A 26,839-nucleotide genomic window follows, 5' to 3' on the forward strand; every position below is an offset into this window, starting at 1 on the left:
GGGCGGTGCGAGGGATGCCAGACCGGTGGCGAAAGCCGCACGTGCGCTCTCTGCGCCTGGCCGACCCGGAGGAGACCGGCACCCTCCTGCTCGTCGCCGGCACCCCGCCGGGCGCCCGGCTTCGCGCGGAACTCGGCGGCGGCCCCCTCGGAATAGTCCGAGTGAAATTCCGGCACGATAATCCTACTTTTCCGTCAGTGGGTCCGGTTCCGCGGGGCTGCGGAATGCGCCGGTGGATATGGGCGCGCGTTTGTTGTCATTCAGTGCTCCGAGCGCCGCGAAACCGGTCTGTCGGTGACTGACGGTCACGCCTTACCGTGAATATGGCTCTTAACCGCGGCGAACTCGCAGTCGGTTTTGCCGCAATTCCTTGGGGGTCGGCGGATACGCCATGCCCTTTCATCGAGCTCTGCCGAGATCGATGCGAATGCCCGAGCAGATCCCGGCCGGCGGCCGGCCGCTCACCCGTGGGTCCAGTGCTTCCCGTTCCGGACCCGGCTCAGCCCTGCAGCGGTGTGGTGATTCGCCATGCCCCCTCACACACACGGAGGTGTGACATGAGCGGTCGGACGACGACAGTTGAAGGACACACGGGCTCGAACGCGCGGGATTCCGTGGTTACGGGCATGGGTTTCTGCCTGCCGGGTGAAGGCCGTCCAGTTTTCACCGCGGTGGATGTCTGGGACATTGCCGCGCACGGGCGTTCATGTCTCTTGCGCGATGGTGTCTATCACGGTCCGGTCCACCTTTCGAAGGCAATGTTCGAGGACCGCCTTCCCGGGTTCCCCGGGGTCTTCGCCCGGCACTTCACCTCCGCACATCGATTCGGCCTGGTGTCGCTCGCCGAAGCCTGTGCGGACGCTGGACTGGATCTGTACGCGGGGGATCTGGCCACCGCCGCGATCCTGGCGGGGCGGGGTGGAGTCGACGCCCAGGTCGCCAGCTACCAGGCAGTCATGCGGGCCGACCCCGCAACGATCAGCCCCCTGGAGGCCATGGATCTGTTCATCGGGACCGAGCTGGCGGTCTCCCCTTCCGATGTCGCCCTGGTGCAGGGAGCGGTGACCCGCTCCACGGGCCCGTGCTACACCGTGTCCTGCGGTTGTGCCTCCTCCGCCGTCCAGCTCGGACACGCCCGTCGCATGATCGCCGACGGTGTGGTGGACATGGCGGTGGTGACCGGTGTCGACGTCTTCGACGTCGCTCTGGTCCGCAACGCCCAGCGCTTGTTACGTGTTGCCCAGGAGGCCGACGCGTCCATCCGCTCGGCGGGCAAACCCGCCCTCCTGCCGTCGTTCGACCGCATCATGCGCCCGTACGACAGGCGTGCGGACTGCGTGAACTACGGCGAGGGTTCGGTGACGCTCGTCCTGGAAAGCCGCGAGCGCGCCCATCGGCGCGGAGCCCACGCATACGGGCAGATCCTTGCCCAGGCGACGACGCGGGACGGACTCGCCAATCCGCTGTCGAGCGACGAGAGCGGAACGGGCCTGGTGGCCGCCGTCCGAGCCTGCCTCGGCGAGCGGTGGTCCATCGAGCAGATCCCCTACATTCACGGCGGCAGCGATGGCGACGCGGTCGTCACGGCCTTCGAGGTCAATGCGGTCAGGCAGTTGTACGGACAGGCCGCCGCGCATTTGCTCATGACGTCCCAGGAAGGCTGCTTCGGCCACAACGGTGCCCCGGCCGGTTGCCTCGGCGTGGCACTGACCCTCCTCATGATGGAACACGGCGAGGTCTGCCCCACGGCCAACTGCGAGGAGCCGGCAGAGGGCCTGGTGTTCGATCCCGTACCCGGCGTGCGCACGCGTCCCCTCGATTTCCACCTCGCCCTGAACTTCACGTACCAGATCGGCGGCGTGAAGAGCGCCGTCCTGCTCGGAAGCCTGGACGCCCCCGGGCCGCGGTGAGCGCCGAGCGTGCACGACCACTCCACAGCGCTACATCATTCCGGACCCGTCAACCCGGCGGGAGGGGGAGGTTTCTGATGGTCAAGCAGGAGCACCGTATCAACGGAGGGTACGAGCGTATCGCCGTCGTCGGACTGGGATGCCGGCTTCCCGGCGACGCCGATTCACCGGCCACGCTGTGGCGGCTGCTCGCCGACGGACGGGACGCCGTCGGCGACCCTCCCGCCGGACGGGCGCGGCACGGGACACCGGGCGGTACGTGGGGCGGCTCCGGGCCCGGGAACCCGATGGCCCGGCAGGGCGGCTATCTGCGTGATGTGGCGGGCTTCGACGCCGGATTCTTCGGAGTCTCCGGTCGCGAGGCGGACGTACTCGACCCGCAGCACCGCCTGCTCCTGGAGGTGGCCTGCGAGGCGCTGGAACACGCCGGGCTGCCGCCGGACCGGCTCGCCGGGAGCGCGACAGGGGTATACCTGGGAATCAGCTACAACGATTTCTACGAGGGACTGGCCGGGCAGCCCCTGGAGCTTGACGGCTCGCTCCTGACGAACGGTCACTGCGTCGCCGCGGGGCGCATCTCCTATCTGCTGGGACTGCACGGTCCCTGTGTCGCGCTGGACACGGCGTGCTCCTCCTCGCTCGTGGCACTGCACCTGGCCTGCCGGGCGCTGGCAGCGGGCGAGTGTCATCTCGCCCTCGCCGCGGGGGTCACCCTCATCCTCGGGTCGAGGACGATGAGGTCCTTCGCGCGGATGGGCATGCTCTCGCCGACTGGCCGCTGCCACACCTTCGGCGCCGCGGCAGACGGCTTCGTACGCGGTGAGGGGTGCGGTGCCGTTGTCCTCAAGCGCCTGGCCGACGCCCGGAGGGACGGTGACCGGGTGCTGGCGGTGGTGCGTGGCTCGGCCGTGAACCAGGACGGCACCTCCGACGGACTGGCCGCCCCCTCCGCAGACGCTCAGGAAGCCTTGTTCCGCCAGACCCTGGAGCGTGCCGGCACCGATCCCCGGGACGTGGGGATGATCGAGACGCACGGGACGGGCACCCCGGTCGGCGACCCGATCGAGTTCTCCAGCCTGGCCCGGGTCTACGGCACGGGCCGGGGCCGGTGCGCCCTCGGGTCGGTGAAAACCAACGTGGGCCACCTCGAACCCGCCTCCGGAATCACCGGCCTGATCAAGGCAGTTCTGTGCCTGCAGCACGGACTCGTCCCGCCCAACCTGCACTTCACCGAGTGGAATCGGGCCATCTCCGCGGAAGGAACGCGCTTCTTCGTGCCCACCACGCTGGCGGGGTGGCCCATTGACTCCGACTCCCGGCTCGCGGCGGTCTCGTCCTTCGGGTACTCCGGCACCAACGCCCATGTCGTACTCGAGCAGGCACCGGCCGGTGCTCCCAAACGCCCGCACGTCCGGGGCCGGAAGCAGGGGCCAACGCCCGAGGTCTTCCTCGTACCGGCGGGATCCGCCAGGGCCCTTCCGGCCGCGGCGGAGCGGCTCGCCGACTGGCTCGAGCAGGACGGGGCGAACGTCCCACTGCGCGACGTCGCCCACACACTCGCGCTGAGGCGCTCGGCCGGCCGTGGCCGCCTGGGTGTGGTGGCCTCCTCACGCGGCGACCTGGTTGGCGCCCTGAGGTCCTTCGCCGCCGGAGGGGCTCAACCCGGCGTGGTGTCGGGGGCCGTGGCCGCCGGGGTCTCGCGGCGCCCGGTGTGGGTGTTCTCCGGACAGGGCTCGCAATGGCCCGGCATGGGACGCACCCTGCTGGAGCAGGAACCCGCCTTCGCCAGGGCCCTGACCGAAGCCGACGCGCTGATCACGGCCGAAGCCGGCTTCTCCGTGCTGGACATGGTGTCCCGGGGAGCGCCGGTCACCGGAAGCTCGCGGGTGCAGCCGCTGCTGTTCGCCGTGCAGACCGCGCTCGCCGCCCTCTGGCGGGCGTACGGAATCGAACCGGCCGCCGTCGTGGGGCACTCCATGGGTGAGGTGGCGGCGGCGGTCGTCGCCGGAGCGCTGACCCTCGCCGACGGCGTCAGGGTCGTCTGCCGCCGCTCCTCGCTGATGAACAGGATCGCGGGTGCCGGCGCGATGGCGACCGTGAGTCTGGACCGTGCCGCGGTGGAGCGGGAACTGGACGAGGCAGGGGTGAGCGGAGCGGTCTCAGTGGCTGTGCTGGCCGCGCCCGGCTCCACGGTCGTGTCCGGCGGCACCCGGGATGTTGAACGGCTGGTCGCCTCCTGGAACGACCGGGCCATACCCGCGCATCTCGTCGCAGTGGACGTCGCCTCGCACTCGCCCCAGGTGGACCCGTTGCTTCCCGGTCTGCAGGAGGCTCTGCGGGATCTGACGCCGCGGCAGCCCCGCGACCCGTTCTATTCGACCGTTCTCGACGACCCGCGCCGGACACCCGCCTTCGACGCCGACTACTGGTGCGCGAACCTGCGCAGTCCCGTCCGGTTCGCCTCAGCGATCGCCGCCGCTGCCGGCGACCGGCACCACGTCTACGTCGAGGTCTCCCCGCATCCCGTCGTCATCCGCTCCGTCACCGACAGCCTGCCACGCGTCCTCGACAATCCGGTCGTCCTGCCCACGCTCCGCCGTGATGAGGACGAAGCGACCACCTTCCGCACCCAGCTCGCCGCCCTGCACTGCGCAGGCGTCCCTGTCGACTGGTCGGCGCTCTACGCGGACGGTGAGCTCTGCGACGTACCGTTCCTCACCTTCGACCGGCAGCGCCACTGGGCGGAGCACACCGCTCCCGCACCGGCACCGGTTGAGCCGACGGTCACTGGCCTGCCCGGCACCCAGGCCGAGATCCCGGGGGAACAGGTCCGCCACTGCTGGCGGGCGGACGCGGGCACCGGGGCAGTGCCCTGGCTGGCCGACCACCGGGTGCACGGAGACCCGGTGTTCCCGGGCGCCGGCTACTGCGCCCTCGCCCTCACCGCGGGGTGTGCGGTGTTCGGCGCGCCCCCGCAGGACATCCAGGTGACCGGCCTGCGTTTCCTGGAGCTGCTGCGGCTGACCGCCCACACCGAGGTCGTCACCACGGTCACCGTGACAGCGACCGACCGCGCCGCCTGCGAGATGCATGCCCGCGGTGACGAGGGCAGCTGGGTACTCCTGGCGACCGCCGAACTGCACCACGCCGGAGCGGAGCCACTGCCGCCGGTTCAGGAACTGACGGCGCTGTCGGCCCAGCACCCTGTCGTGCTCGACCCTGCCACGCTCTATGCGGGCATGCGCGCCCGGGGCATCGAACACGGCCCGGCCTTCACCGGCATCACCAGCCTCCGGGTCTCACGCGACGGCGACCGCAGCTGGGCCCGCGTGGCGCTGCCGCAAGCGGCGGCATCCGCGCCGCACGACCTGCGGATCCACCCGGTCCTCATCGACTGCTGCGCCCAGGTGCTCGTGGCGGGGCTCCTGCGGGATCCCGGCCGGGGCCTCGTACTCCCGGTCGGAGTCGGTGCGTTACGCATCCTCGAGGACCCCATGACGGCCGTGTACTGCCTCGGCCGTATCACCCAGGAGCGGGCCGACGGTGTCACGGGAGACCTCCGCCTGCTGGACGAGGCGGGCAGGCCGGTGCTCGCCATCGACGGGCTTGAGCTGATACGCCACGGCGCGCCGGATGTCGCCGGATCAGGGGGAGTGGACGGCTGGTTCCTCGAGCCCCGGTGGCACGGCACCCCGCGAGCGGGGGCTACCGCTGCGCCCTCACCGGGCAGTTGGCTCGTCATCGGGGAGGGGGACGGCTGCGCGCGGGAGCTGGCCGGTCTACTGCACACGGCGGGGGCGGAGACGGTTGTCCTCGACACGCCCGTGGGCGTCCATCCGCCGGCAACGGTCAAGGACGCGCTCGCCGACTGCTTCGCCGGCCGCCGGGCGAACGCCGACGCTGTGGCCGTGCTGTGCGCAGCGCCCGGGCAAGGCACGGAACCGGCCATGGACGGTCTGGGGCGCACCCGGCGGCTCATCGGCACCGTACAGGCGGTACTCGCCGGCTTCCCCAGGCCCCCACGCCTCTTCCTTGTCACCCGTGGTGCCCAGCACGTGCGGCCGGGGGAGACGGCCGACCCTGGCCAGAGCGCCCTGCGGGGAGTGGTACGGGTCCTCGCCTACGAGCACCCGGAGCTGCGCGCCACCCTTGTCGATGCCGACCCGGCCGACCCGGCACTGCACGACGTGGCGGCCGAACTGCTGAACGCGGGGCCGGAGGACGAGATCGCCCTGCGCGGCGGCCGCCGCCACGTCGCGCGGCTGGAATACGCGCCGCTCACCAAGGCCGAACACACCGCGGCCACCACCCGTACCGTCCGCTACGGCGCCGACCGCTTCCGCCTGCGCATCGGCCGCTTCGGAGATCTGGACAGCCTCCAACCGGCCGTCGTCGCCAGGGCGGAGCCGCGCGCCGGGGAGGTGGAGGTGCGGATCGCCGCCGCAGCGGTGAACTTCAGGGACGTGCTCACGGCCATGGGCCTGCTCGGAGACGGCGAGGAGGCGAGGCATCGCATCGGGTTCGAGTGCGCGGGGACGGTCACCGCGGTGGGGGAGGGCGTACGGACCGTCCGCGCCGGCGACCCGGTGCTCGCCGTCGACCTGCGAGGCGGTGCCTTCGGCACGTTCGTCACCGTGCCCGACCACGCCGTCGCGCCCCTGCCGGCCGGGATCGGGCCGGCAGGGGCGGCAGCGCTGCCCGCCGCGTACGTCACCGCCTGGTACGCCCTACGGCACGTGGCCGGGCTCACCGCCGGCGAACGCGTCCTGATCCACTCCGCGAGCGGCGGTACGGGACTGGCCGCCGTCGCGGTCGCCCGGATGCTGGGGGCTCAAGTGCTGGCCACGGCCGGCTCGGCGGAGAAGCGTGCCTATCTGCGCGGCATGGGGATCGAGCACGTCATGGACTCCCGATCCTTGCGCTTCACCGAGGAGACGCGCGCCGCCACGGCGGGCGAAGGCGTCGATGTCGTCCTCAACTCGCTGTCGGGCGCCGCGATCCGGGCCGGTCTCCAAGCCCTGCGGCCCTTCGGCCGTTTCGTCGAGCTCGGGGTGCGCGACATCCTTGCCGACGCGTCCATCGGTCTGGCGCCCTTCCGGAACAACATCACTCTCACCACCGTCGACCTCATCCAACTCCAGCACGACAGGCCCGAAGTGTTCACCGCCGTGCTCCGCGAGGTGCTCGCCGAAATCACCTCCGGCCGGCTGGCACCCCTGCCCCACCGGACCTTCCCTCTGGCCGACGCCACGGAGGCCTTCCGTCTCATGGCCGGTGCGAGCCACATCGGCAAGCTCGTGCTGACCGTTCCGGACCAGGGCGAGACCACCGCGCGTCTTGACGGGGAAGCATCGGCCGTCCGCCCGGGCGGCGCCTACATCGTCACCGGCGGGCTGCGCGGTGTGGGGCTGGAGACAGCCCGCTGGCTCGCCGGGCAGGGCGCGGGCCACGTCGTCGTCAACGGCCGCTCGCCCGGCTCTCCGTCGACCTCACGGACCCTTCAGGAGCTGCGCGCCGACGGCACACGGATCACCGTGGTTCTGGGCGACATCGCCGAGCCGGGCACCGCCGAACGCCTCGTGGCCACCGCCACCGCGGACGGCCTGCGGCTGCGGGGGCTCGTGCATGCCGCCATGGTGCTCGACGATGCCGCGATCACCAACATCTCCGACGACCAGCTCTTGAAGGTCTGGCATCCCAAGGCGATGGGCGCGTGGCGGCTGCATGAAGCCACTGCCGGTCACAGTCCCGACTGGTTCGTCGTGTTCTCCTCCATGGCCTCTTTGCTGGGCAATCCGGGTCAGGGTGCCTACGCCGCGGCGAATTCCTGGCTCGACGGATTCGCCGGCTGGCGTACCGGTCGCGGCATGCCGACGCTGTCCGTCAACTGGGGCGCATGGGGCGAGACCGGAGCCGCCGTGGACTTCGCCGACCGCGGCTACCGGACCATTCCCACCAAGAAGGGACTCCAGGCGCTGAACGCCCTGCTCGTGCACGGGCGCATCCACACCGGCGTGATCCCGGGTGAACCGGAGACGTGGATCCTCCCGGCCGTCCGGAACTCGTCGCTGTTCGGTCTCCTCGCCGACGACCGGCCCACGACCACCGGACCGGAACCGGTCCCCGACATTCGCGGCGAGTTGGGCGCCCTCCCGGCAGGTCTCGCACGGCGTACCGGTCTCGAGGCGTACCTCGCCGGTCATGTACGCGCGGTGCTCCGGCTGGGAGAGGGCACCACCCTCGATCCACAAACGCCCCTGAAGGCCCTCGGGTTCGACTCCCTGCTCTCTCTCGAACTGCGCACCCGCCTCGAAGCAGGCCTCGAAATCAAGATCGCCGCCAACTTCGTCTACCAGCACCCGACGCTGGAGGCCCTGGCCACCGGCTTGGCCGACCACATGGGCCTCGTGCTCGAGGACCACACCGCATCGTGAGCCCGCGACGGGACGCGGAGCCCGCTGCCGGGCCGCGGGAACGGGGCCTGGCAATGCCCCTTCGCCTCCTGCTCCGCTTCGAGTCGTCCCAGGCTGCTGGAGGCAAGAACCATGAACCCGTCGAATCTCGTGCTCCTCCAGGGAGGCCCCGACGACCTTCCCCAGCTCTGGGCAATGCCCCCCGGGGGGTACACAGAACCGGTCAAGATCCTGCGCCACAACGCCTACGAGCACTTCGAGTTCGCGCACGAATACCGGACCTTGCACGGTGAGACGATGGCGGTCTATCGATGGACCTATCGCACGTACATCGCGGAGTGAAGCTTCCCCCTGAGCGGCAACGGACAACGCGGCACCGTTACGGTGCGCCAGACGAGCGCCTGGGCCGAAGCGCCCTGGATCATTAGAGTTCGATCGTATGACCGACCGCGTTCTGGAACTCTTGCGCACCCGCCCTGACCTGGCCGAACTGGCGGCGTTTCCATTCGACTTCGATGTGGGCCGGGCGTACCACGTCGAGGCCGTTCACCTGGCGTCCGGTGCGGAGCTGGAGCCGATCGCCGGCGACGACACAGGCGGCACGTACTTCCTGTGCGGGGGAACAGCCGTGCTCTACGCGTCCTCAGAGGGAGACGCCTCGCTCCTCGCCGACAGTGTCGGCGAGGCGCTCGAGATCCTGGTCCGGCTGCCCGCGGGGTGCGACCACATCTCCGCCGAGCTGGATGAGGAGGAACTGCTCGCCGAAATACGTGCGGCGGATGACGAAGCACGGGAGGAGTTCGCCCCCGAACTGGACGTGTTTCGAGCGGCGTTGATCAGCGGTCTGGGCCTGCCGGACCGGCCGCTGGTCGAACTCGTCTCCATGTCGGAGTCGGCCGCCAGGCGCACCGAGCCGGACTACGTCCTGCTCAACTCCCGCGAGCTCTGCGCGTACCGGCTGGACGAGTCCTTCCGGCAGCCCTTGCGCGACGTCGTCCTCGGCCCGGGACGTGAGGCGCTGCAGCGGATACGTTCAGGCGACGTCGGCGCGCGCGAGGAGGCGGCCGCGGATCTGGTGTTGCGGGCGGGGGTGCTGCGGGCGGCGCAGTACGACCGCCGCGACGGCGACCTGCCGCTGCTGCGTTTCCTTCTGGAGCATGAGAATGCCGCGCCGACCGAGTGGTTCGAGGAGCGGCGGCTGGCCGCGGTGCTGGTGGCATTGCACGGGCACGACGAGGACGTTCCGCTACTTCGTTCGGCCACTGCCGGGCAGGTCACCGACAGCGCCGGAGCCGTGGAGTGGGCCCGCGCCGAGGAGGCGACGCGGCACGGGCGGGATGTGGCCGCGGAGAGCGAGTTCACGTGGATCGAACTGGCCCACCGGCAGGGTCGTGTCGAGCACGCCAGGGTCGCGCTCATCCGCATGCTGGACGACACGGGCCCGGACGCGGACCGGCTCCGGGAGCTGAGCCGCGCGCTGGAGCGCATCGGTGACCACGCGCAGGCGGCCCGCGCCCAGTTCAACCTCCTCTCGCTTCAGGCCACGGCATGGGACCGGGCCTCGGAGGCGTACGTTCTGGCCCGCCTGGAGCGCCGCAAGGGCGACCTCACGGCAGCGTGGCGGGCGCTGGAGCGGGCTCGGGCTGCCGTCGGCGCCGATGGCTCCACGCCGTACAGAGCGGTTGAGCAGTGGCACCGCAGGGGGCTGGGCCGACTGATCACGGAACAGCATTTGGAGTTGGCTCTCGCCGCGGTCGAGGCGGGTGACGCGGAACTCGCGCGTGCGACGATGAAGCACGGCAGGGTCCTGCTGGACACGATCGGCAAGGAGTCGGCGAAGGCGCTCAGCCGACTGTCCACGCGGGCGAAATGGGCGGTGGCTGGGCTTCGCCCGCCCGGCGCCTGACACCTGCGAACCGCCACGGCGATCGTTGCCGGAACGTCCCAGGTCTCGTGCGGAGTGACGGCATGCACTCCATGCCGGCCGGGACTTGGCGGTAGAGACTGTCCGGCGGATCATCTGGGGCCCAGCGCGTGCCTCCAGGCCCGGGGGCCTGGGAGGTTCCGAACCAGCAGCTCATTATTGGTTTGCCGTCGGCGAGCCCGGTCGGATAGGAAGCTTGCATGCTTAGAGGCAGCAAGGTCGGGCTCAGGGCCCGCCACGAGGACGACATCCCGATCCTGCGGACAGAGCTCTACGACGACGTGGTCAACGCCTCGCGGGCCGAAGGCGGTCCGTGGCGGCCGATCACGCCCGGCTCGAAGGACCCACGGCTCGTGGTGGACGACAAGGAGCAAGGGCACGTCCCGTTCTCCGTGGTGGAGTTGGAAGGCGGCACACTGATCGGTGCCGCGACGCTGTGGGGCATCGACAACCACAACCGGTTCGCGCACATCGGCCTTGGACTGCTGCCGTCCTCTCGCGGCAAGGGCTACGGCACCGACGTGGTCGCGGTGCTGTGCCACTACGGTTTTGTCGTACGCGGCTTGCAGCGGCTGCAGATCGAGACGCTGTCGGACAACGCCGCGATGCTGCGCTCAGCCGAGCGCAACGGCTTCGTCCGCGAGGGCGTGCTGCGCTCCTCGGCCTGGGTGATGGGCGAGTTTCTTGACGAGGTGCTGCTCGGGCTCCTCGTCCAGGACTGGAAGCCGGACTCGAAGGGCTAGGGTCCGCCCGTCCTGCGTCAGATCTCCCCGTCCCATGCTCATGCCAACGACGCGAAGCCGCAACGTCACATGATCCGCCGGACGGGCCCCAGCCCTCATGCCCGCAGCGTCCGGCCACAAGGGCATGAACGTCGCCGGTCGCCCAGCAGTTGTCCGCCCATCCAGACCGCTTCGGCCGTGACCTCGAGGCGCGGGGGGAGACTTTCGGCATCTGAGTCGGTGGCCGCTGCGAGGGGCGAAGCGCCGGGTACAGGCTCTCCGCGGGCTCCGGAGTCGCGGGGGCCGATGACGTCCTCATGCGCGTGTGCGACAGGGGCAAGGGTCCTGCCGTACGCCGTCGAGTCGGCGTGACCGAGCCCGGATGTCCAGGTGCGGATCAGTCCAACTCACCCGTAACAGCTTGCGCTGGAGATGCCTGGCGAACCTCGGACACCCCACTGGGCAAGGACCGACGTCGCCGGGCCACGCACGGGACGGCGTCCCTCAGTGCCTTTCAGATCGATTTCGAAGGCCCGCTCGCCCCGCGCCGGGAAATAGTTCAATGCAGTACGGACCAACGTTCAGTTTGCACTCCCGATTGATGAGAATCCGACCGACGGCTCGTCCAATGGTTGATCCCTGACCCGAGCCGGATGGCGGTCCACGCGCGGAGACAGTGAATGTGGTAATGGCGCTAATTCGCCTTCAGTTGGGTTTCGTATCCCGGCATGCTCTGGTGGCCGGACGTTCCTGATGCCTCGTCGGCGGAGTAGGCGCCGGCGTATGGGCAGGAGAGGGAGTGGATGATCGACGACCGCTGAAGGCTGCCATGACATCCGGGCATCGAAGTCCGGGTGGTCCGGATCCATCACGCCAGTGACCTGGCATTTCCCTGCGCACTCGCCTCGTTTGGTGAGCCGTTCCCCGACCGCGCCGCATGGGAGTTGACGCGCGCGGCTGCGTCAGGGGTGATCCGGTAGTCGAGGCCAGGGCGCGGGCATTGGCCGGATGCGCGCCGTCCCGTCCGGGAGGCAATGCGGCCGGCCGCATGACCGAATTCAACGTTCCCAACTCTTAGGGGGGTTGGCCATGAGTAGAGGGCTTTTTCGCACCGCCGCACTTCTGGCAACGTGCGGTTCCATTCTGTGCCTCACGGGTGGGGCTGGTGCGGCCTTCGCCGCACCGACGCCAGGAATGCTCGCTACGACGCTCGTGAACAAGACCGGCACGACCATTACCGTCGTCGCCGGCGTGGGACGGGGGAACACGATCACCGTCTGGCAGACCGGCGCCAGCATCAGGATCAGGGACACCGGAGACACGGTCGCACCGTCTGGCGACTGCACCGCGATCAGCGCGACCGAAGTCGCCTGCCCGGCCGCCGACACCACTGAACTCGTGGTCAACGCAGGCGACCAGGCCGACAATGTCACCTCCTCCCTGGCGAACGTCGGCGTCACGCTGATCGGCGGCCCGGGCGACGACAACCTCTATGGCGGGTCCGCCAACGACACCCTCCAGGGCGACGAGGGCTCCGACTTCCTCTCGGGCGGCGCAGGCAACGACACCCTGACCGGGGGAGCCGAAACGGACAGGATCTTCGGCGGCGGCGGCAACGACTCCATCGAGGGACGCGGCGGCGCCGACATCATCAACGGCAACGCCGGAAACGATGTGATCGACGGTGGCAGCGGCAATGAGCAGATCGTCGCCGGCGCCGGAAACGACTACGCGGACGGCGGGAGCGGTCGGGACACGATCGACGCCGTGGACAACGTCAGCGGCAACGACTACGTCGAGGGGGGCTCTCAAATGGACGACTGCCGGGCCGACCTGGGCGACAACGTCAGCGGTTGCCCGTGATGAGTGTGTGTGAGCAGTACACCAGACCCCGGTATGCGGCAGGACGAAACGAAAGGCGGACACCGATGAAAGCCCGGCGCATCTGCACCATGATGGTGGCAATCGGCGCACTCGTCTTCGCCCCGCAGGTCGGCGCTTCTGCCGCGGCCGGTGCGGTGCCCGGCGGGGGAGTCCTCGCGGGCACCACGGTCGTCGAGGAGGTCGGCGACAGCTTGGTCGTCACGGCCGACGAGGGTGTGTCGAACGACATCACCGTCCGGCGGCGCGGCAACGTTGTCGTGGTCACCGACACAGGGGACACCGTGGCCGCCGTCGCTCCCTGTCAGCTGACGTCGGCACACACAGCCGAGTGCCCGTTGCCCATCACGGCGGTTCGGGTCAACGCCAAGGACGCCGATGACGATGTCACCATCTCCCCGAACCTCGACGCTGCGGGGACAGTAGTCGGTGGCGAAGGCGACGACCGGCTCAACGGCGGTCCCCGGGCGGACCGGCTCGTCGGCGACGACCCGGCCTCCTTCGGCCTGCTGGCGACTCCGGGCAACGACACCATCAACGGCGGCCCGGGCAACGACACCATCTCCGGGCTGGCGGGCAACGACACCATCAACGGCAATGCCGGCAACGACACCCTCAACGGCGACGACGGCAACGACACCCTCAACGGCGACCAGGGCAATGACACGGTCACCGGAGGCAGAGGCAACGACACGCACAACGGCAATGAGGGCAATGACACCCTCAACGCCGTGGACAACCTGATCGCCAACGACAGCCTCGACGGCGGCCTGGGCTTCGACACCTGCATCCGCGATACCGGCGACACGGCAATCAACTGTCCCTGAGCAGTCGCCTGTCGCCCGACGGATCCGCCGGATGACCGAAGGTGTCGGGCCACGCAGCCGCGTGGCCCGACACCGCAGGGAGCCGACGGGGGCCTTTCGCGGGTGCTCACCGGGCAGCCCCGCCGAAGGTCCCATCCGCAGCCGCCCACCCGGACAGACGGCAGCCCCGACCGGATCGATGGTCGGGGCCCGTCCTTGTCCCCCGTCTCGTGCTGCGAGCCACCCCGCGGTCAGCGCCGCAAGAGGAAGTCGAACACCGCCTGACGGCCCGTGTCGTCGGCCGCCCTGGTCTGCACCGAGTGCGCGGCACCTTGCACCACCACGACCCGGGCTCGCGGCGTCAGCTTCTTCTGGTCGTACAGCCATTCCAGCGGCGTCGAGAGATCCCGGTCCCCGCCGAGCAGCAGTACCGGTATGCCGGGGAGCCGGCGGTGCTCCGGCGGCAGCGGCGGGGCCGGCGTGCGCGGCCAGTGCAGACAGCTGAGCATCGAGCCGAGGCCGGTAGCCGTAGTGGCGTCGAAGGGGCCGTAGTCGGCCGGTGTCAGCTCCGCGCCCGCCTTCTCCAGAGCTTCCCGGCGCCCTGCCACCGGCGTGTCCGACCTGCCCCACGGATAGCGCCCGTCCAGGCACAGTGTCGAGGCGTGCAACCCCTGGCTGAGCTCCTCCGCGGTCGCCGCGCTCCCTTGCCGCACCCCCGCGATCAAGCCCCGCAGCGGTCCGGGATCGCCGCCCGCCGCCTTGTGCAGAGCGTCGATCATCGCCGCGTAGTCCGGGTCCACGAACTCCCAGGTGGTCAGCGCGTCCAGGACATCGACGCCGTTGTCGTACGTGTCCACCACCTTGGCCAGATCAGCCGCCGGATCCGAATCGCAGCCGATCGCCTTGCATGCCGCCGTCAACACGCGCGGCGCTGCTCGCATGGCGGCGCGGTCCATCGGGTCGTAGCCGGTCTGCGGCACCACCGAGTCCAGCACCATCCGCGCCACGTGCTGAGGGTGCGTCAGGGCGTACCGCTCAGCGGTGTACGTGCCGTACGAGACGCCGTCGAGCGTCATTTTCCGCACGCCCAGCGCCCGGCGCAGCAGCTCCAAGTCCGCGACCGTGTCGCTCGTGCTGTAGAAGCGGCGGTCCGGGCCGATGGCCGCGGCGCAGTCCGTCACCGCCCGCACGGTGGGCGGTGTGAGATCGGACGACCCCATCTCCTTCTGCAACTGCGGGCATTGCAGCGCGTTGCCGCCGGTGCCACGCTGGTCGATCATGACGAGGCGGTAGTCCTTCAGCAACGGCGTCAGCTTCTTGCTCAGCCGTTCCACGAACGGCACACCCGGCTGCCCCGGACCGCCCGTCAGGAACAGCAGCACCCCCTTCGGGGCCTTCACGTTGTCCGCCATCGCGACCTTCAGGCCCAGCCGGTCCGACACGCCGCCGCTGTGGTCGAGCGGGACGGTCAACGTCGCGCAGGTGTAGCCCTCCAGGCCAGGGCAGGCCGCGGCGCCGGAGAGTCCCCCGCTCTCCCCGGCCGACGCCGCGGCCGCCCGGTCCTGCGCCGTCGACGTGCACGTCCCCGACAACATCAGCACGCTGACGGCAGCCAGAGCGACTGTCGCCAGCGCTCTGGGGCTCCGCACCCCCCGTACCCCCGGTGTTCCCCGCATCCCCTGTGTCCCCGGCATTCCCCGTGTACGTCGCACGCCCGCGCCCCCTCGTCTCCGTCGGCCACCAGACTGCGCAGAGCAGGCTCCTTACGGCGAGCTTCCGTGCCACGATTCGAGCAGGTTCGAAGGGACAGCGGGGGGACCATGATCGAACTCACCGTGGACGCCACCGGGTTGGCTCACTCCCGCTTCGCGGTCTCACCGTTGCACGAGGTCGCCGCGACGCTGCTGCCATGGGGCCTGCGCCCGAGTCCGGATGCTGATCCGTGGGTCACGCGCGCCCGCCGCGCGCTGCGCCGCGCACGGCTGCCGCTGCTGTCGGAGCTGGCCCTGGACGGTGGCGGCTATGTGCCGGATTTCCTCAGTCCGCATCCGTCCGGGCCCTCGCCCACCGTTGAGGAGGAGCTCGAGCGGGTCCGGTCCACTCCGCCCGAGCGCGTCCTGGGCGAGCTTGAGGTGTTGCGCGACGGCCGCCCGTGCAACGGCCTGGCCGGATCCGAGCTGCCCGCAGTGGTGCGGCGGGCCGTGGGGCGGGGCGGCGAGTACGTTGCGCGACAGGCCGCGGACGAACTGCGGCGCTACTGGGGTCTGGCCTTCGCCCCGCACTGGGAGGCCGCGAAAGCCGCCCTCGATGCGGAAGTCGACCGGTGCGCCGGCGTGCTGGCCCGGCGCGGCGCGGCCGGACTCTTCAACTCCCTGCATCCGGGCATCCGTTGGGCTGACGGCACGCTGTGCGTCGACAGCCGGTTCACGATCGAGCTGACCGTACCCCTGGTGGTCGTGGTGCCGTCGCTGGTTGCGCCGGAGCCGGCCGTGGCCGTGGATCCGGTGCGGGCGGGGCGGAGGCCGCCGATGCTGGTCTATCCCGTGCGCGACAAGCCCACGGCGCCGGTGGCACCCTCCGCCGAACTGGCCAGGCTGCTCGGACCCACCCGCGCCGGGCTGCTCGAGGCGCTCGCACGACCGGCTTCCACCGCCCAGCTCGCGGCGCGTCACTTCCTCAGTCCCGCCACGGTTTCGTACCACCTGGGTGTGCTGCACCGGGCGGGTCTCGTCGTCCGCGCCCGGTCCGGACGGGCGGTGCTCTACAGCCGTACCCCGGCGGGTTCCCGTCTGTCGGGGAGCCGGTAGACACGGCAGGCGATGCCGCCGCCCGTCCGAGTTCGCCTGTGTTGCTCGGCGATGGCCGCCAGCTCCGGACCGGGCGCTACGTCACAGCAGCGCCACCAGGACGATCAGCACGAGGACCGCGACGAAGACGGCCACGGTCTTCGCCGAGGGCTTCCACCCGTCCGGGCCCTGCGGAACGGCGCCCGCCGGGGCTCCAGTGCCTCCGGGGACTGTCGACGGCGGATTGAACACATCCTGGCCCGTCGCCGCCGCGCGGGCGCACCACGGGCACGCGCCCAGATGGGAGCCGTAACTGTGACGCGGCCGCTCGGCACAGTTGCGTATCTGCGAGCGTTCGCCGTCCAGCGCCTTGAGCCACTCCTGCGCCGACGGCCGCGCGGGCGGACTCTGCACCCCGGGACCGAACGCGCGTCGCGCCAGCTCGAGCAGCGAGGGCGGCAGCACGGTCGGTTCGATCACGGCCCGCGGCACGACGACCCGGTCCGGCCACACCACGTAGGAGCAGCTGGCGGCGATGTTGTCCTTGACCGTGGCCTCGGAGTCGCTGTCGTGCGGTACGCCGCCGAAGGGATGGTTCCCGGCGGTCAGCAACTGGTAGATGAGCACGGCCAGCGCGAAGTCGTCACTGGACCGGGTGGCGGGACCGCCGGCCTGCCGCTCCGGAGCCGAGTAGTCCGCGGTCTGCATCAGGGACGGGAAGAGCTCGCCAGAGGCCGGATCGTTGAACGCGATCGAGTCGCAGTCGAGGAAGGTGACGAAGCCGTTCTTGTCGACGACGACGTTGTTGCTGGAGAAGTCGCCGATGATCAGGCCCTGGTGATGCATGCGCGCGGTCATGAACGCCAGATTCCAGGCCACCCCGAGCAGGAACTTCCAGTCCGTCTCGGGCGGGAAGAGCCGCAGCCGCTGCGAGCGTGTGAACAGCCCGATCAGCTGCACATGGTCCGGCTCGCCGAACCGCCGCATGGCATACCCCAGGAACTCCCCATGGGACCCGTGGGCCAGTGCGGTGGGCCAGGCAAGTTCCGGCGGCTGGCTGCGGTCCGTGGGGCGGCCGCCCAGCGGGGACACCGTGAGCATGCTTTCCAGCCGCCGCTCCTGCTCCGCGCCCGGCGGTTCCCGGTACAGCTTGACCACGAGATCGGCGCGGCCGAGCACGGGGAAGACGGCCGCCTGGCCACCGCCCTTGAGGGGTTCCTCGGCCAGTACGACGTGTTCCGCGCCCAGATGCACCCGTGGCCCGTTCATGGCCGTACCGCCCTCAGCAGGGTCTTGTCGTCGCCGTTCAGTGCGGTAAGCCGGTCCGAGCGCAACAGCGTGGCCAAGGCCTCGTCATCCTCCTCCGGGACGGGCCCCGGCTGGTCGAGGGAGCGCAGCACCGCCGAGGCGAAGGAGGCGTTCGGAGCCTGCGGACGCCCGCCGGACCAGGACAGCGCCGCCTGCGCCAGCCCGTCCGTGGACAGCAGCACACCGTCGATCCCGTCGTCGCGCACACAGTCGACCTGCGTCCGCTGCTCGGCGTCGGGCGAGGTGAGAAACACCGTCTCGTTGCTGTACTCGCTCACGGTGTCCGGCTGGGGGAGCAAATGGAACTGCGACTCGCCGTCCTCCGTTCCCGCACGCAGGATCACGAAGCCGTCGCCGACGCTGACATGCCCGAGCCAGGACGGCGTGAGCACCACCACGGTGAGCGTCGTGGCGAAGTCGTCAGCCTCACCCCGTGTCTGCCGGAAGAACTCCTCACGTACATCGCGGAAAGCGCCGGCCAGCAGCGCGCGCACCGCCTCCCCGCTCTCGTCGGAACGCCCGGGAGCCCGCCGCCCGAACCGTGCCGTCGCCAGCTGTACGGCAAGCTTCGAGCCCTGATCGGAACGCGGGCGGCTGCCCGCCCCGTCGGCGACCGCCAGGACCTCCACGGGCGCATGGGCCGGGCCCGTGACGACGTGGTGCCAGGCATCCTGGCAGGGGACCCCCTCCCGCCGGTGGCGGTACCCCTCCACGCTCATCCCGTGCAGCCTCCACCCGGCCCGCCCGCCCACGATCCCCGCCCCCGCTCAGGATTCCCAGGCCGGGCGCTGTGTCTTGAACTGGCTGAAGATCTTCTCGAAGACCTCGTCGCCGGCGCCCTTCTGCTCGGCGTTCGCACTGGCCGACATCATCTGCAGCAGTTCCCGGAACGGGAAGCCCTGCAGCCGGGCGTTGAACGTCGGAGCCAGAGCCCGCAGGACGTCCTCGCCCCGCTCGGTGATTCCGCCGACCCCGATCGCGTAGAAGCGGAAATGCCGGGCGTCCTGCTCGGCCCTCAGTACGGGGACCAGCCGCCGCCACGCCTCGGTCTGATGCCCTGTCGCGTCCGTCGGCAGCCCGTCCGTCACCATGCAGATCTGCGGGCGGTAGTACTGCAGTCCGCTCTGCCGCAGCTCGGTCTTGCGCGACGCCACGATCCGCATGGTCAGCTCGAGCGCTTCGGTCATCAGCGTGACCCCGGAGGCCACGAACTGAGGCGAACTGAACATGTGCGCCGGTACGAACGGGCTGGTCGGCGTCCTGGGGTCCAGCAGATGCGGTCCCTTCCAGGCGCCCACACCCTGCCCGCCGAAGGTGACCACGGCGACCTCGACGCTGTAGCTGAGGCTGACGTCGTCGTGCAGCTCCTGAGTCCACCCCCGCAGCGCGTCGTTGAGCATCTGTATGGGCGGGCCGGCCATGGAGCTGGAGATGTCGAGACACAGCACCAGGGGAAGGCGCTGCGCGTTGTTCTCGAACTCGATGTCGGCGTACTCCATCGGAAGCGTCTTGGGCGGCTGGTCACTTCGCATGGCTTCTCCTGGTCTCACGGCTTGCGGACGGGAAGGCCAGCAGCACTCCCGACTCCTGCTCGGCCACGTCGACGAGGCAGCCGAGGGCTGGCGACCGGTCGTCGTCTGCCCATGTCGCCCGGTGCAGGCAGTGGTCGAGCTCGACGTACCCCTGGGGATGGAGTTCCGTGCGCACGACGGCCGATCGCAGCGGACCGGCCGGTACGACGACGGGGCGGCGGGCACGCCGCTGGGGATGTGTGAGCGGCGCCGGGGCGGCGGGGCGGCCACCGGTGGCGCGGACGGGCGGGTGAGAGTTGTACGCCGCTGCCTTGGGCCCCTTGGAGCGCCGGACGGCCCAGGCGAAGACGAGCACCAGCGCGGCCAGCGCCGCGGTGAGCGCGACCAGTACCCAGTTTGGACCCGAGCCCTCGGTCTCCGGTGTGATGACGGCGTAGCGGTCGGCGGCCAGCTTCCCCTTGATGAGTTCGCTGCCCCTGACCGTGCCGGAGGCTGCCTTGTTGCACAGGGCGTCACACGCGTCCGCCTTCTTCAGCGCCGCGACGGCCCCGCTGTCCAGCTGCGTGATGACGCTGTCCGCACCCACGATCCGATGGCCGGCCAGCACGAGGAGCACGGTTCCGCCCGCGCCGCTCTCGCTCTTCGGCGGGAGGGTGACGACCAACTCCCCGCTCTTGAAGCCCTTTTTGTGGCGGACCAGTTGTAAGTCCTTCGCCGCGACGTCGAGACGCAGCGGCTGATGCAGTGTCACGACGACCGTGCGGCCGCCGCCGGCCTTCGCGGCGTCGGACCAGCAGCGCAGCAGGTCCGCCCCGAGGCCGGGGCGGTCGGCCTTGCAAGCCGCCGAGTCCGCCCAGGAAGTAGCGCCGGGAATCGCCGTCGCGATCAGCAGCGCAAGGAATGCGGTGAACAGCGACACGCCCACCCGTTTCCGGCCCATCTTGCCCCCTACGGCCCGGGAATTCACCGTGATTCTACGGTGAACCCACCGCTCTTAAACCGGTATTGGCGTAAATAACTCCCCGCTCTCAGAGCCGGAACACCTGATGGCAGCGGGTGAACATCTGGCGGGCCCGCCCAGCCCAGTCCGCGGCCAGCGCATTGAAGTCCGACTGCGTCATCCTGCAGGTCAGCGGCAAGGAGCAGACGCCCGCAAGGCAGGGCTGCGGCCCTCGGACGTCCCAGACGGACAGCATGGGAAGCAACTGTTCGGTATTCCAGGCGTTCGCCGCGGCAGCGGCCAGCGCCAGCTGTTCGGCCTTGAGGAAACGGCCGTCCGTCATGAAGGCGACGAGCAGTCTGGTCGTCGTCATAAACCTCACTGTCACCACCCGTCCCACCTCTGGAAGATCGAATTCCATGGATACGGATGTGGTGTCCGCGACGGAACGGATATTGCTCGCGGCCGTCCATCCGTCCACCAGTCGCCGCCAGTTGGTGCCCAGCTCCAGTCCGCCGCCCGCTGCCGTCTCAGCCTCCCGCACGGCTCACCGCCTCGACCACCAGGCGGTCGGTCAGCCCGGCGTCCAGTAGCGCCTGAGCATGCAGCAGCAGACAGGACGGAATGGAGGTGCCCGCCGAACCTGCCCGCCGGCCTGCCAGTTCGCCCGTACGGACACGAATGGACTCGGCGACGGACGAGGGCGGCCAACTGGACTGGGTGGGGCTTGGCAGCAGAAGCTCGTCCAGCAGCGCGGCGAGCGCAGGCCGGGGCTCCGGCTTCTTCGCCAGACACCGCCCGATGAGGTCGCGCAGCCCGTCCGGGACCGCGTCCAGCGCGGGCTCCTCGTGTACGACCCGGTACAGCAGCCCCTGACCGCCGCCGAAGGGGCCGTTGCCGGTGGCGGCGAAGGCCAGCACCCCGCCCAGCGAGAACACATCGCTCGCCGGACCGGCAGGCTCCCCGGTCATCTGCTCGGGCGACATGAACGCGGGCGTACCGATCAACATTCCGGGGCGGGTGATCGCACTGGACCCGGCGAACCGCGATATCCCGAAGTCGATCACGCGCGGCCCGTCCTCGGCCAGCAGTACGTTCGACGGCTTCAGGTCCCGGTGCACCAGCCCGGCGGCATGAATCACCTGCAGTGCTTCCACCAGCCCCGCGCCCAGCCGCCGCACTTGCGACTCCTGGAACGGCCCGTGCCGGGTGACCGCCTCCGCCAGGGAAGGACCGGGTACATAGACGGTGGCCAGCCACGGCAGCCGACCATCCGTATCGGCGTCGATCACCGCGGCGGTGAACGCCCCGCTCACCGCCCGCGCGGCGGCCACCTCGCGGGCGAAGCGTCGGCGGAACTCCTGATCGTCCGCAAGCTCCGGCCGTACGACCTTGACGGCCACCGCCCGCCCGCTCGGTGAACGCCCCAGATAGACCCAGCCCATCCCGCCTGAACCTAACCTGCCCACGATCCGATAGGGCCCGACGCACTGCGGATCGCTCACCGGTGTGCGCAACTCGGCCACCCCCGTTCCAACCTTCGGCGGCCTACGCAAACCGCCGTGGACAGGGAGATTGTTCCGCGAAAACCCCGTCGGCGTTCCCTCCACGCGCATATTCGCCGCAGCGTCAGCGATTCCCGCCCGGCAGCCCGTTGACGGCACCGCCGAACAGTCGGGCCCGGACCTGCTGTTCTGCCGTCTCGTCCGGCTCGGGCCGGGACACCGCGGGGATGTCCCGGCCACTGTCGACCGTGGCGCAGCGCCGTCAGGGAGCCGACGGGTTGACCACGCTGATGGTCAAGTCGTCACCGGCGTCGCCGGTGACAGTCACCTTCACACCGTGCCCCGCGACCTTGACGCTGCCCTGGGGGTCGGCGGCGCTGTAGTACGCGTCGGGGTTGCTGTCGTCGAACACCGCGATCCCGGCGGTGGACGGCGCGCACGCGTCCCTGGTCACGACGGTCTGGTGAGCGCCGTTTCCGGAGAGGACCTCCTTGTGCAGACAGGTCGCGTCCGTGGCTTCCAGGCCGAACGTCGCGTCGAACGGCTGCCGTCGGTTGCTCGGGTAGGTGCCGTCGCCGTAGGTGAAGGGCGAGGGACGGGAGTCCACAACCATGGCCTGGCCGCCGCCGGGGTGGGCGCTGACGTTGTTGTCCTCGAAGGACCTGTCGACGTACCAGACCAGCATGCCGTTCTGGAACCTGAAGAACTCCACCCAGTCCGGCGCCGTGACTGGCTTGCTGAACTGGTACGGGCCTTCGGCCAGGAGCTTGTCGCTGCCGACGTACTCGCGGTTCTCCACCAGGTAGTAGCGCGGATAGGTGGCGGTCTCGGTACCCGTCGAGATCTTCCACCGTCCGTTCGCCGTCCACCCGTTGGTTCCCTGCTCGACGTCGTCGGCGACCAGCGTCGTACCGCCCGCCGCGAAGGCGATGTCGTCGAGGAAGGCGCCGGCGAAGTGAACGCCGCCGTCGGTCTGATAGCGGAAGCGGAACAGCGACGGCTTGCCGGAGGCGTCGTAGGAATACCGCAGTGACGTCCACTTGCCGGCGGAGTCGCCGTCGACCGGGGAACCCGTGCGCTCCCACGTCGCGCCGCCGTCGAGCGAGTACTCGGCGAAGAGATAGTCGAAGTTGGCCTCGATGTTGTACCAGGCCTTCGCTGTCACGGTGATGCGCGAGGCCGCCGGGAGCGACCGGGTGACCGACTCGTTCAGCCCGTCGGCCGAACCGGTCCACCAGGCGTGTGTGCCCGATGTCGGCGTCGCGTACACGGTGCTGGTGGTCCTGTCCGGCAGGTCGACCCGTACCGCCTGATCCTTGCCGCGGAGCTGGAGCTGAGCGGGGTTGAGGACGAAGGTCCCGGACGTGCCGGTGGCCACAGTGCTGTGATCGAGCCACCCCAGGAACAGCTTCTCCTCGGCGCCCATCAGACCCGGCCGGGTGCCGATGCCCTCGTTCGCGGCAGCGCCGTGGCCCAGCCAGGAACCGCTGCTCATCAGGGTCCAGAACGCCGTGGAGTTTTCGCCGCCGTCGGTGTCGTAGAAGTCCGGAAGGCCCAGGTCGTGGCCGAACTCGTGGCAGAACACGCCGAGTCCGCCGTTCTCGCCCTCGGTCGTGTAGTCGCCGAGCCAGTACTTCGACTGGCCGACCCGAGCGCCGCCCGCCTTGTTCTGTGCGCTGCCCAGGACAGGGCCGGTCAGTCCGAAGTCGTCACCGTTGACGTACCAGCGGTGGGACCAGATCGCGTCCTCGCCCTGTGCGCCGCCGCCGGCGTCCTCACCCATGCCGGCATGCACCGCCTGGAAGTGGTCGATATAGCCGTCGGCCTCGTCGAAGTTGCCGTCATGATCCCAGTCGTTGCGGTCCCACACATCGAACTGGGCGAGGTAGGCGTCGATCTCCGCCGGACTCTTTCCGGCCGCGATCTGGGCATTCCACCACGCATCGCCTGAATCCTGGATGAAGTCCCATGAACCGCCGGTGTCCTCGCGGGCATTGTCCCCGTACCACGAGGCGTTGTAGGGCACCGTGACCCAGTCGGAGACCGTGTTGGTCACCGAATACCGGCCGTTGGAGAGCCCCTCGTAGTACGTGCGCATCGATTCGCCGGCGCTGTTGAAGAGGTTCTCGTAGTGCGCCTTGCCGAAGTCCGGTGCCCATGCGTTGGAGTTGTCCACCGTCCGGTCCGGCTTCGGTATCTGGTTGTGCAGCGGGCCGGGCAGTGTGCCGTACTTGCCGGAGCTCTGGTCGCCGAACTCGGAGAGGATGGTGAAGATCTTGTCCTGCCGGACCGTCTTCGTCTCAACGAACTTTCCGGGTGCGAGTTCGACGACGCCCCGGGCGTCGGGCGTCGCCTTGCCCTTGGCGACCTTGTCGATCGCCTGTCGGCGCATCTCGGTGCGCTGTTTCGTCAATGGGCCGGGGCGGTTGTCCGCCCTGGACGCCGTCGAGCGCGGCAGGTCCTGCTCCTCCGGTGTGGCGGCGGCGGGCTGGATCCCGGCCCCGAGCAAGGCTGCGAGCGCCGATCCCGCGGCCATGCCAACGACAAGTCTCTTCACTGGCGGTCCCTTCGAAGGGTGCGCGTTGTTCCGTTTCTGCGACACGGATCGACTTGCGAAGTGATCGACGGCGAGTCTCGCACGGAAGATGCGGCTGCGAGGAGGGGTCGTCACCGTAAATTCGCTGCGACTCTCGGTGAGCCGCGCGACGGTCGGTCACAGCTTCCGGAACGGTGGAAACCGGCGATCTCCGATCCGGTCCGCATCGCCGCCGCGCCGACCGCGTGCTGATGGCCACGGACTGGCCCGTACCCGACTTGAGAGTGCCGGACCACCCTGGGGCGCAGTGTTGTTGCATTGCGTGACGGGCACAATGAGCGGGCCGCGCTCCGGCGCTCAACAGGCGGCTTTTCGTTTGCCATTCGGGCGCCGGGTTCCCGCCATCCGCCTGGTTCAAGCGCCGGGGAAACGTTACTTTTTTCCGTGGCTTTGGCTACTTAGGTATTAGCATATGACCCGCGAATTGGGCTGATCGAGTGTCAGCCAAGCGGGCGATGTTCTCAACGAATGCAACCGGGTGGATAGTGAAATAACTCCACCGGGTTTCAGGGCCCTTGGTGGAAGTGGGAATGGAGGCCGCAGGTGACCATTGAAGACTGGCTCAAAACCAATGTAACCACCGACACGAGAGCGCTCGGCTGGTACAGCGGCCCGGAGTGCGAGGACCGCATCGTCCGGGCATATCGCGAGCTGCTGAGCGGCTACGAGATCGACACCTCAAAGATCCTCAAGACCACCTGCCTGGTGGACGGCGAGCACACCGGCGTGGTGCGTGTCCAGGAGAACAACTTCTTCTCGATTTGCGCGCACCACTTCCTGCCGTTCTTCGGGAAGGTCGACATCTCCTACGTCCCCGGTGACCGCATTCTCGGGCTCGGGAAATTCCCTCGCCTGGTTCAGGCGTTCAGCCGGCGCTTCCAGATCCAGGAGTACCTCGTCAAGGAGATCGCTGAAGAGATCATGTCCTCCGGCGGCGCAAAAGCCGTCCGAGTCACCTCCCGTAGTCGCCACCTCTGCATGTGCAGCCGTGGTCCCTCCGACCAGACCGTGATCACCGACACCTCGTATGTGGCGGGCCATCAGGAGTTGCTGGGCAAGTTCGGCCTGGACGACTGATCCGGACTCGCGTGGCGGGAGGTGCTCCAGGGACGACCCTCCCGTCACGCGACACCGGTCCCCCCGGCCCTGGACGACCGCCGTGCGGGACAACACGCAAGCCGGCACAAGGAGAACCCGTGCACCACAGGACGAGAGGCAGCCACCGCCGCGTGCCGGCGTCACCCTGGAAGTACGTTGTGGCGACCTGGCTCGCCGGCGTGGTGGCGGCAGTCGGCCTCGGTGCCGTCTCACCGGCGGGATCCGCCCTGCGCTCATCACTGGGGTTGTCGGCCGGTGAGCTCGCCTGGGCGACATCGAGCATTACCGCCGTGAGCGCCGTCCTCGGCATCCCGGCGGGATGGTGGATCCGCCGCTTCGGCGCCCACCGGGCTCTGTCCTGGGGCCTGTTCGTCATGTCGGCCGCGACCGCGACGAGCGCGGCCGCCGGATCCTGGGGTCTGCTGCTGGGGTCGCGAGTCGCGGAAGGAGTCGGCTACCTGCTGGTGTTCGTGGCGGGTCCGGTCGTTCTCACCCGCATGACACAGGGCGGCATCCGATCGGCAGCGCTCGCGTTGTGGGGGACGTGCGTTCCGATGGGTCTGGCCATCGCCGCGGTCACGGGCGGAGTCTTGGCATCCCAGTGGACGTGGAACCGATGGCTGGCTCTCACAGCGCTCGGTCCGTTGATCATGGCCGGAGTGCTCACCGCCGTCCTGCCTCGGCTGCCGAGGTCGCCCGTGCAGTACCCCCGTCGCGCAGCCGGCACCTGGAACGGGGCGCTGAGGCTCGGCGCGGCGTACGGAAGCCTGTCGCTGGTCGGCGTCGGTGCGGTCATCGTCCTCCCGCTCTTCCTCACCGAGCGCCGAGAGGTAACGCCGACGGTGGCCGGTACCGTGGTGGCACTCGTCTGCCTGGGGAGTGCGGTCGGGGGGCTTGCCGCCAGCTGGCTGCTGCGGCGCGGCTGGGCCCTCTCCTCGCTCGTCCCGCTGGGCGTACTGATGCCGGTAGCCTGCCTGCCCGCCTTCTCGGCCGAATTCCCCCTCGCGGTCAGCGGCGCCGCCGCCACGCTCGTTCTCCTCGTCGACGGACTGCTGATCTCAGCAGTCTTCGCTGCCGTTCCCGCCGCCGTGAGCCGTGCTGAGCATGTCGATGTCGCCAACGGCATCCTCAACCAACTCGGCAGTGTGGGAATGCTGATGGGACCACCGGTCTTCGGCCTGGCCGTCGCTGCCGCGGGATGGGGCGCCGTCGCCGCCGTGACCTTGGTCTTCGGCGGACTCGGCACAGTCCTTCTGCTGACGGGCGCCCGCACGTCCGCGACCGGCACCGCAGAGGGCGTGGCCCGGTCGCTCGACGCACCGGACGGTGTGGACACGGGGGAGGGATCGGAGCCCTTGCGGAAGGCGCCGGACGTAAGGAAGCCCAACCGCAACAGAATCTGACCGAGCCACGGCAGT

The 26,839-nt window shown here is 69.8% G+C and carries 18 protein-coding genes; 10 read left to right on the top strand and 8 right to left on the bottom strand.

Annotated features, from left to right (window positions below):
- The first annotated feature begins 557 nt into the window (after positions 1 to 557).
- The 7 genes from OHA61_RS38165 to OHA61_RS38195 all read left to right on the top strand — a co-directional run bounded on the left by OHA61_RS38165 (position 558) and on the right by OHA61_RS38195 (position 13,677).
- Positions 558 to 1,910 carry a beta-ketoacyl synthase N-terminal-like domain-containing protein gene (locus tag OHA61_RS38165; RefSeq protein ID WP_406306973.1) on the top strand — a complete coding sequence of 451 codons (1,353 nt, stop codon included), beginning with the start codon at positions 558 to 560 and terminating at the stop codon, positions 1,908 to 1,910.
- 77 nt (positions 1,911 to 1,987) lie between these two features.
- The gene (locus OHA61_RS38170; protein ID WP_406306974.1) at positions 1,988 to 8,344 is read left to right on the top strand and encodes an SDR family NAD(P)-dependent oxidoreductase; all 6,357 of its coding nucleotides are present in this window, start codon (positions 1,988 to 1,990) and stop codon (positions 8,342 to 8,344) included.
- A gap of 111 nt (positions 8,345 to 8,455) precedes the next feature.
- Complete coding sequence (locus OHA61_RS38175) at positions 8,456 to 8,665, top strand: DUF5988 family protein (protein WP_361913351.1); 210 nt, start codon at positions 8,456 to 8,458, stop codon at positions 8,663 to 8,665.
- Between the two features lie 97 nt (positions 8,666 to 8,762).
- A complete protein-coding gene (locus OHA61_RS38180) occupies positions 8,763 to 10,229 on the top strand; it encodes a hypothetical protein (protein WP_406306975.1) in 1,467 nt (488 codons plus the stop codon).
- 218 nt (positions 10,230 to 10,447) lie between these two features.
- Entirely contained in the window at positions 10,448 to 10,990 is a 543-nt protein-coding gene (locus tag OHA61_RS38185) for a GNAT family N-acetyltransferase (protein ID WP_406306976.1), read from the top strand.
- 1,173 nt (positions 10,991 to 12,163) lie between these two features.
- A complete protein-coding gene (locus OHA61_RS38190) occupies positions 12,164 to 12,832 on the top strand; it encodes a calcium-binding protein (protein WP_406306977.1) in 669 nt (222 codons plus the stop codon).
- A gap of 65 nt (positions 12,833 to 12,897) precedes the next feature.
- Entirely contained in the window at positions 12,898 to 13,677 is a 780-nt protein-coding gene (locus OHA61_RS38195) for a calcium-binding protein (RefSeq protein ID WP_406306978.1), read from the top strand.
- A gap of 230 nt (positions 13,678 to 13,907) precedes the next feature.
- Here OHA61_RS38195 and OHA61_RS38200 read toward each other — a convergent pair whose 3' ends face one another.
- On the bottom strand, positions 13,908 to 15,305 hold the full coding sequence (locus OHA61_RS38200) for an alpha/beta fold hydrolase (protein WP_406306979.1): 1,398 nt from the start codon (positions 15,303 to 15,305) through the stop codon (positions 13,908 to 13,910).
- A gap of 171 nt (positions 15,306 to 15,476) precedes the next feature.
- On the opposite strand from OHA61_RS38200, the gene OHA61_RS38205 reads away from it, so the two are divergent.
- The gene (locus OHA61_RS38205) at positions 15,477 to 16,463 is read left to right on the top strand and encodes an ArsR/SmtB family transcription factor (RefSeq protein WP_406306980.1); all 987 of its coding nucleotides are present in this window, start codon (positions 15,477 to 15,479) and stop codon (positions 16,461 to 16,463) included.
- A gap of 81 nt (positions 16,464 to 16,544) precedes the next feature.
- Here the strand turns inward: OHA61_RS38205 and OHA61_RS38210 are convergent, their stop codons facing one another.
- The 7 genes from OHA61_RS38210 to OHA61_RS38240 form a co-directional block, all read right to left on the bottom strand.
- Positions 16,545 to 17,711 (bottom strand): hypothetical protein, encoded by a 1,167-nt coding sequence (locus OHA61_RS38210; RefSeq protein WP_406306981.1) that lies wholly within the window; start codon positions 17,709 to 17,711, stop codon positions 16,545 to 16,547.
- Positions 17,708 to 18,469 carry a PP2C family serine/threonine-protein phosphatase gene (locus OHA61_RS38215; protein ID WP_406306982.1) on the bottom strand — a complete coding sequence of 254 codons (762 nt, stop codon included), beginning with the start codon at positions 18,467 to 18,469 and terminating at the stop codon, positions 17,708 to 17,710. Before OHA61_RS38215 ends, OHA61_RS38210 begins: the two co-directional genes overlap by 4 nt.
- 48 nt (positions 18,470 to 18,517) lie before the next feature.
- Complete coding sequence (locus OHA61_RS38220) at positions 18,518 to 19,282, bottom strand: hypothetical protein (RefSeq protein WP_266485792.1); 765 nt, start codon at positions 19,280 to 19,282, stop codon at positions 18,518 to 18,520.
- Positions 19,272 to 20,222: a hypothetical protein gene (locus tag OHA61_RS38225; protein ID WP_406306983.1), complete on the bottom strand. Its 951-nt coding sequence runs from the start codon at positions 20,220 to 20,222 to the stop codon at positions 19,272 to 19,274. The genes OHA61_RS38220 and OHA61_RS38225 overlap by 11 nt, the downstream gene beginning before the upstream one ends.
- An 88-nt stretch (positions 20,223 to 20,310) precedes the next feature.
- Positions 20,311 to 20,766 carry a hypothetical protein gene (locus tag OHA61_RS38230; RefSeq protein ID WP_406306984.1) on the bottom strand — a complete coding sequence of 152 codons (456 nt, stop codon included), beginning with the start codon at positions 20,764 to 20,766 and terminating at the stop codon, positions 20,311 to 20,313.
- The gene (locus OHA61_RS38235) at positions 20,753 to 21,748 is read right to left on the bottom strand and encodes a serine/threonine-protein kinase (RefSeq protein ID WP_406306985.1); all 996 of its coding nucleotides are present in this window, start codon (positions 21,746 to 21,748) and stop codon (positions 20,753 to 20,755) included. Before OHA61_RS38235 ends, OHA61_RS38230 begins: the two co-directional genes overlap by 14 nt.
- 241 nt (positions 21,749 to 21,989) lie before the next feature.
- Positions 21,990 to 24,263 carry an immune inhibitor A domain-containing protein gene (locus OHA61_RS38240; protein WP_406306987.1) on the bottom strand — a complete coding sequence of 758 codons (2,274 nt, stop codon included), beginning with the start codon at positions 24,261 to 24,263 and terminating at the stop codon, positions 21,990 to 21,992.
- A 603-nt stretch (positions 24,264 to 24,866) separates the two neighbouring features.
- Here OHA61_RS38240 and folE point away from each other — a divergent pair.
- Entirely contained in the window at positions 24,867 to 25,400 is a 534-nt protein-coding gene (folE, locus tag OHA61_RS38245; protein WP_324975829.1) for a GTP cyclohydrolase I, read from the top strand.
- Between the two features lie 119 nt (positions 25,401 to 25,519).
- Positions 25,520 to 26,824: a CynX/NimT family MFS transporter gene (locus tag OHA61_RS38250; protein WP_406306988.1), complete on the top strand. Its 1,305-nt coding sequence runs from the start codon at positions 25,520 to 25,522 to the stop codon at positions 26,822 to 26,824.
- The last annotated feature ends 15 nt before the right edge of the window (positions 26,825 to 26,839 follow it).

This window comes from Streptomyces sp. NBC_00885 (assembly GCF_045207475.1).
In the GTDB taxonomy this organism is placed as follows: domain Bacteria; phylum Actinomycetota; class Actinomycetes; order Streptomycetales; family Streptomycetaceae; genus Streptomyces.

Excerpts from the sequence above, each read along its gene's own strand:
- OHA61_RS38165 (WP_406306973.1), top strand. The coding sequence starts at position 558 with ATGAGCGGTCGGACGACGACAGTTGAAGGACACACGGGCTCGAACGCG.
- OHA61_RS38170 (WP_406306974.1), top strand. The coding sequence starts at position 1,988 with ATGGTCAAGCAGGAGCACCGTATCAACGGAGGGTACGAGCGTATCGCC.
- OHA61_RS38175 (WP_361913351.1), top strand. The coding sequence starts at position 8,456 with ATGAACCCGTCGAATCTCGTGCTCCTCCAGGGAGGCCCCGACGACCTT.
- OHA61_RS38180 (WP_406306975.1), top strand. The coding sequence starts at position 8,763 with ATGACCGACCGCGTTCTGGAACTCTTGCGCACCCGCCCTGACCTGGCC.
- OHA61_RS38185 (WP_406306976.1), top strand. The coding sequence starts at position 10,448 with ATGCTTAGAGGCAGCAAGGTCGGGCTCAGGGCCCGCCACGAGGACGAC.
- OHA61_RS38190 (WP_406306977.1), top strand. The coding sequence starts at position 12,164 with ATGCTCGCTACGACGCTCGTGAACAAGACCGGCACGACCATTACCGTC.
- OHA61_RS38195 (WP_406306978.1), top strand. The coding sequence starts at position 12,898 with ATGAAAGCCCGGCGCATCTGCACCATGATGGTGGCAATCGGCGCACTC.
- OHA61_RS38205 (WP_406306980.1), top strand. The coding sequence starts at position 15,477 with ATGATCGAACTCACCGTGGACGCCACCGGGTTGGCTCACTCCCGCTTC.
- OHA61_RS38210 (WP_406306981.1), bottom strand. The coding sequence starts at position 17,711 with ATGAACGGGCCACGGGTGCATCTGGGCGCGGAACACGTCGTACTGGCC.
- OHA61_RS38215 (WP_406306982.1), bottom strand. The coding sequence starts at position 18,469 with ATGAGCGTGGAGGGGTACCGCCACCGGCGGGAGGGGGTCCCCTGCCAG.
- OHA61_RS38220 (WP_266485792.1), bottom strand. The coding sequence starts at position 19,282 with ATGCGAAGTGACCAGCCGCCCAAGACGCTTCCGATGGAGTACGCCGAC.
- OHA61_RS38225 (WP_406306983.1), bottom strand. The coding sequence starts at position 20,222 with ATGGGCCGGAAACGGGTGGGCGTGTCGCTGTTCACCGCATTCCTTGCG.
- OHA61_RS38240 (WP_406306987.1), bottom strand. The coding sequence starts at position 24,263 with ATGGCCGCGGGATCGGCGCTCGCAGCCTTGCTCGGGGCCGGGATCCAG.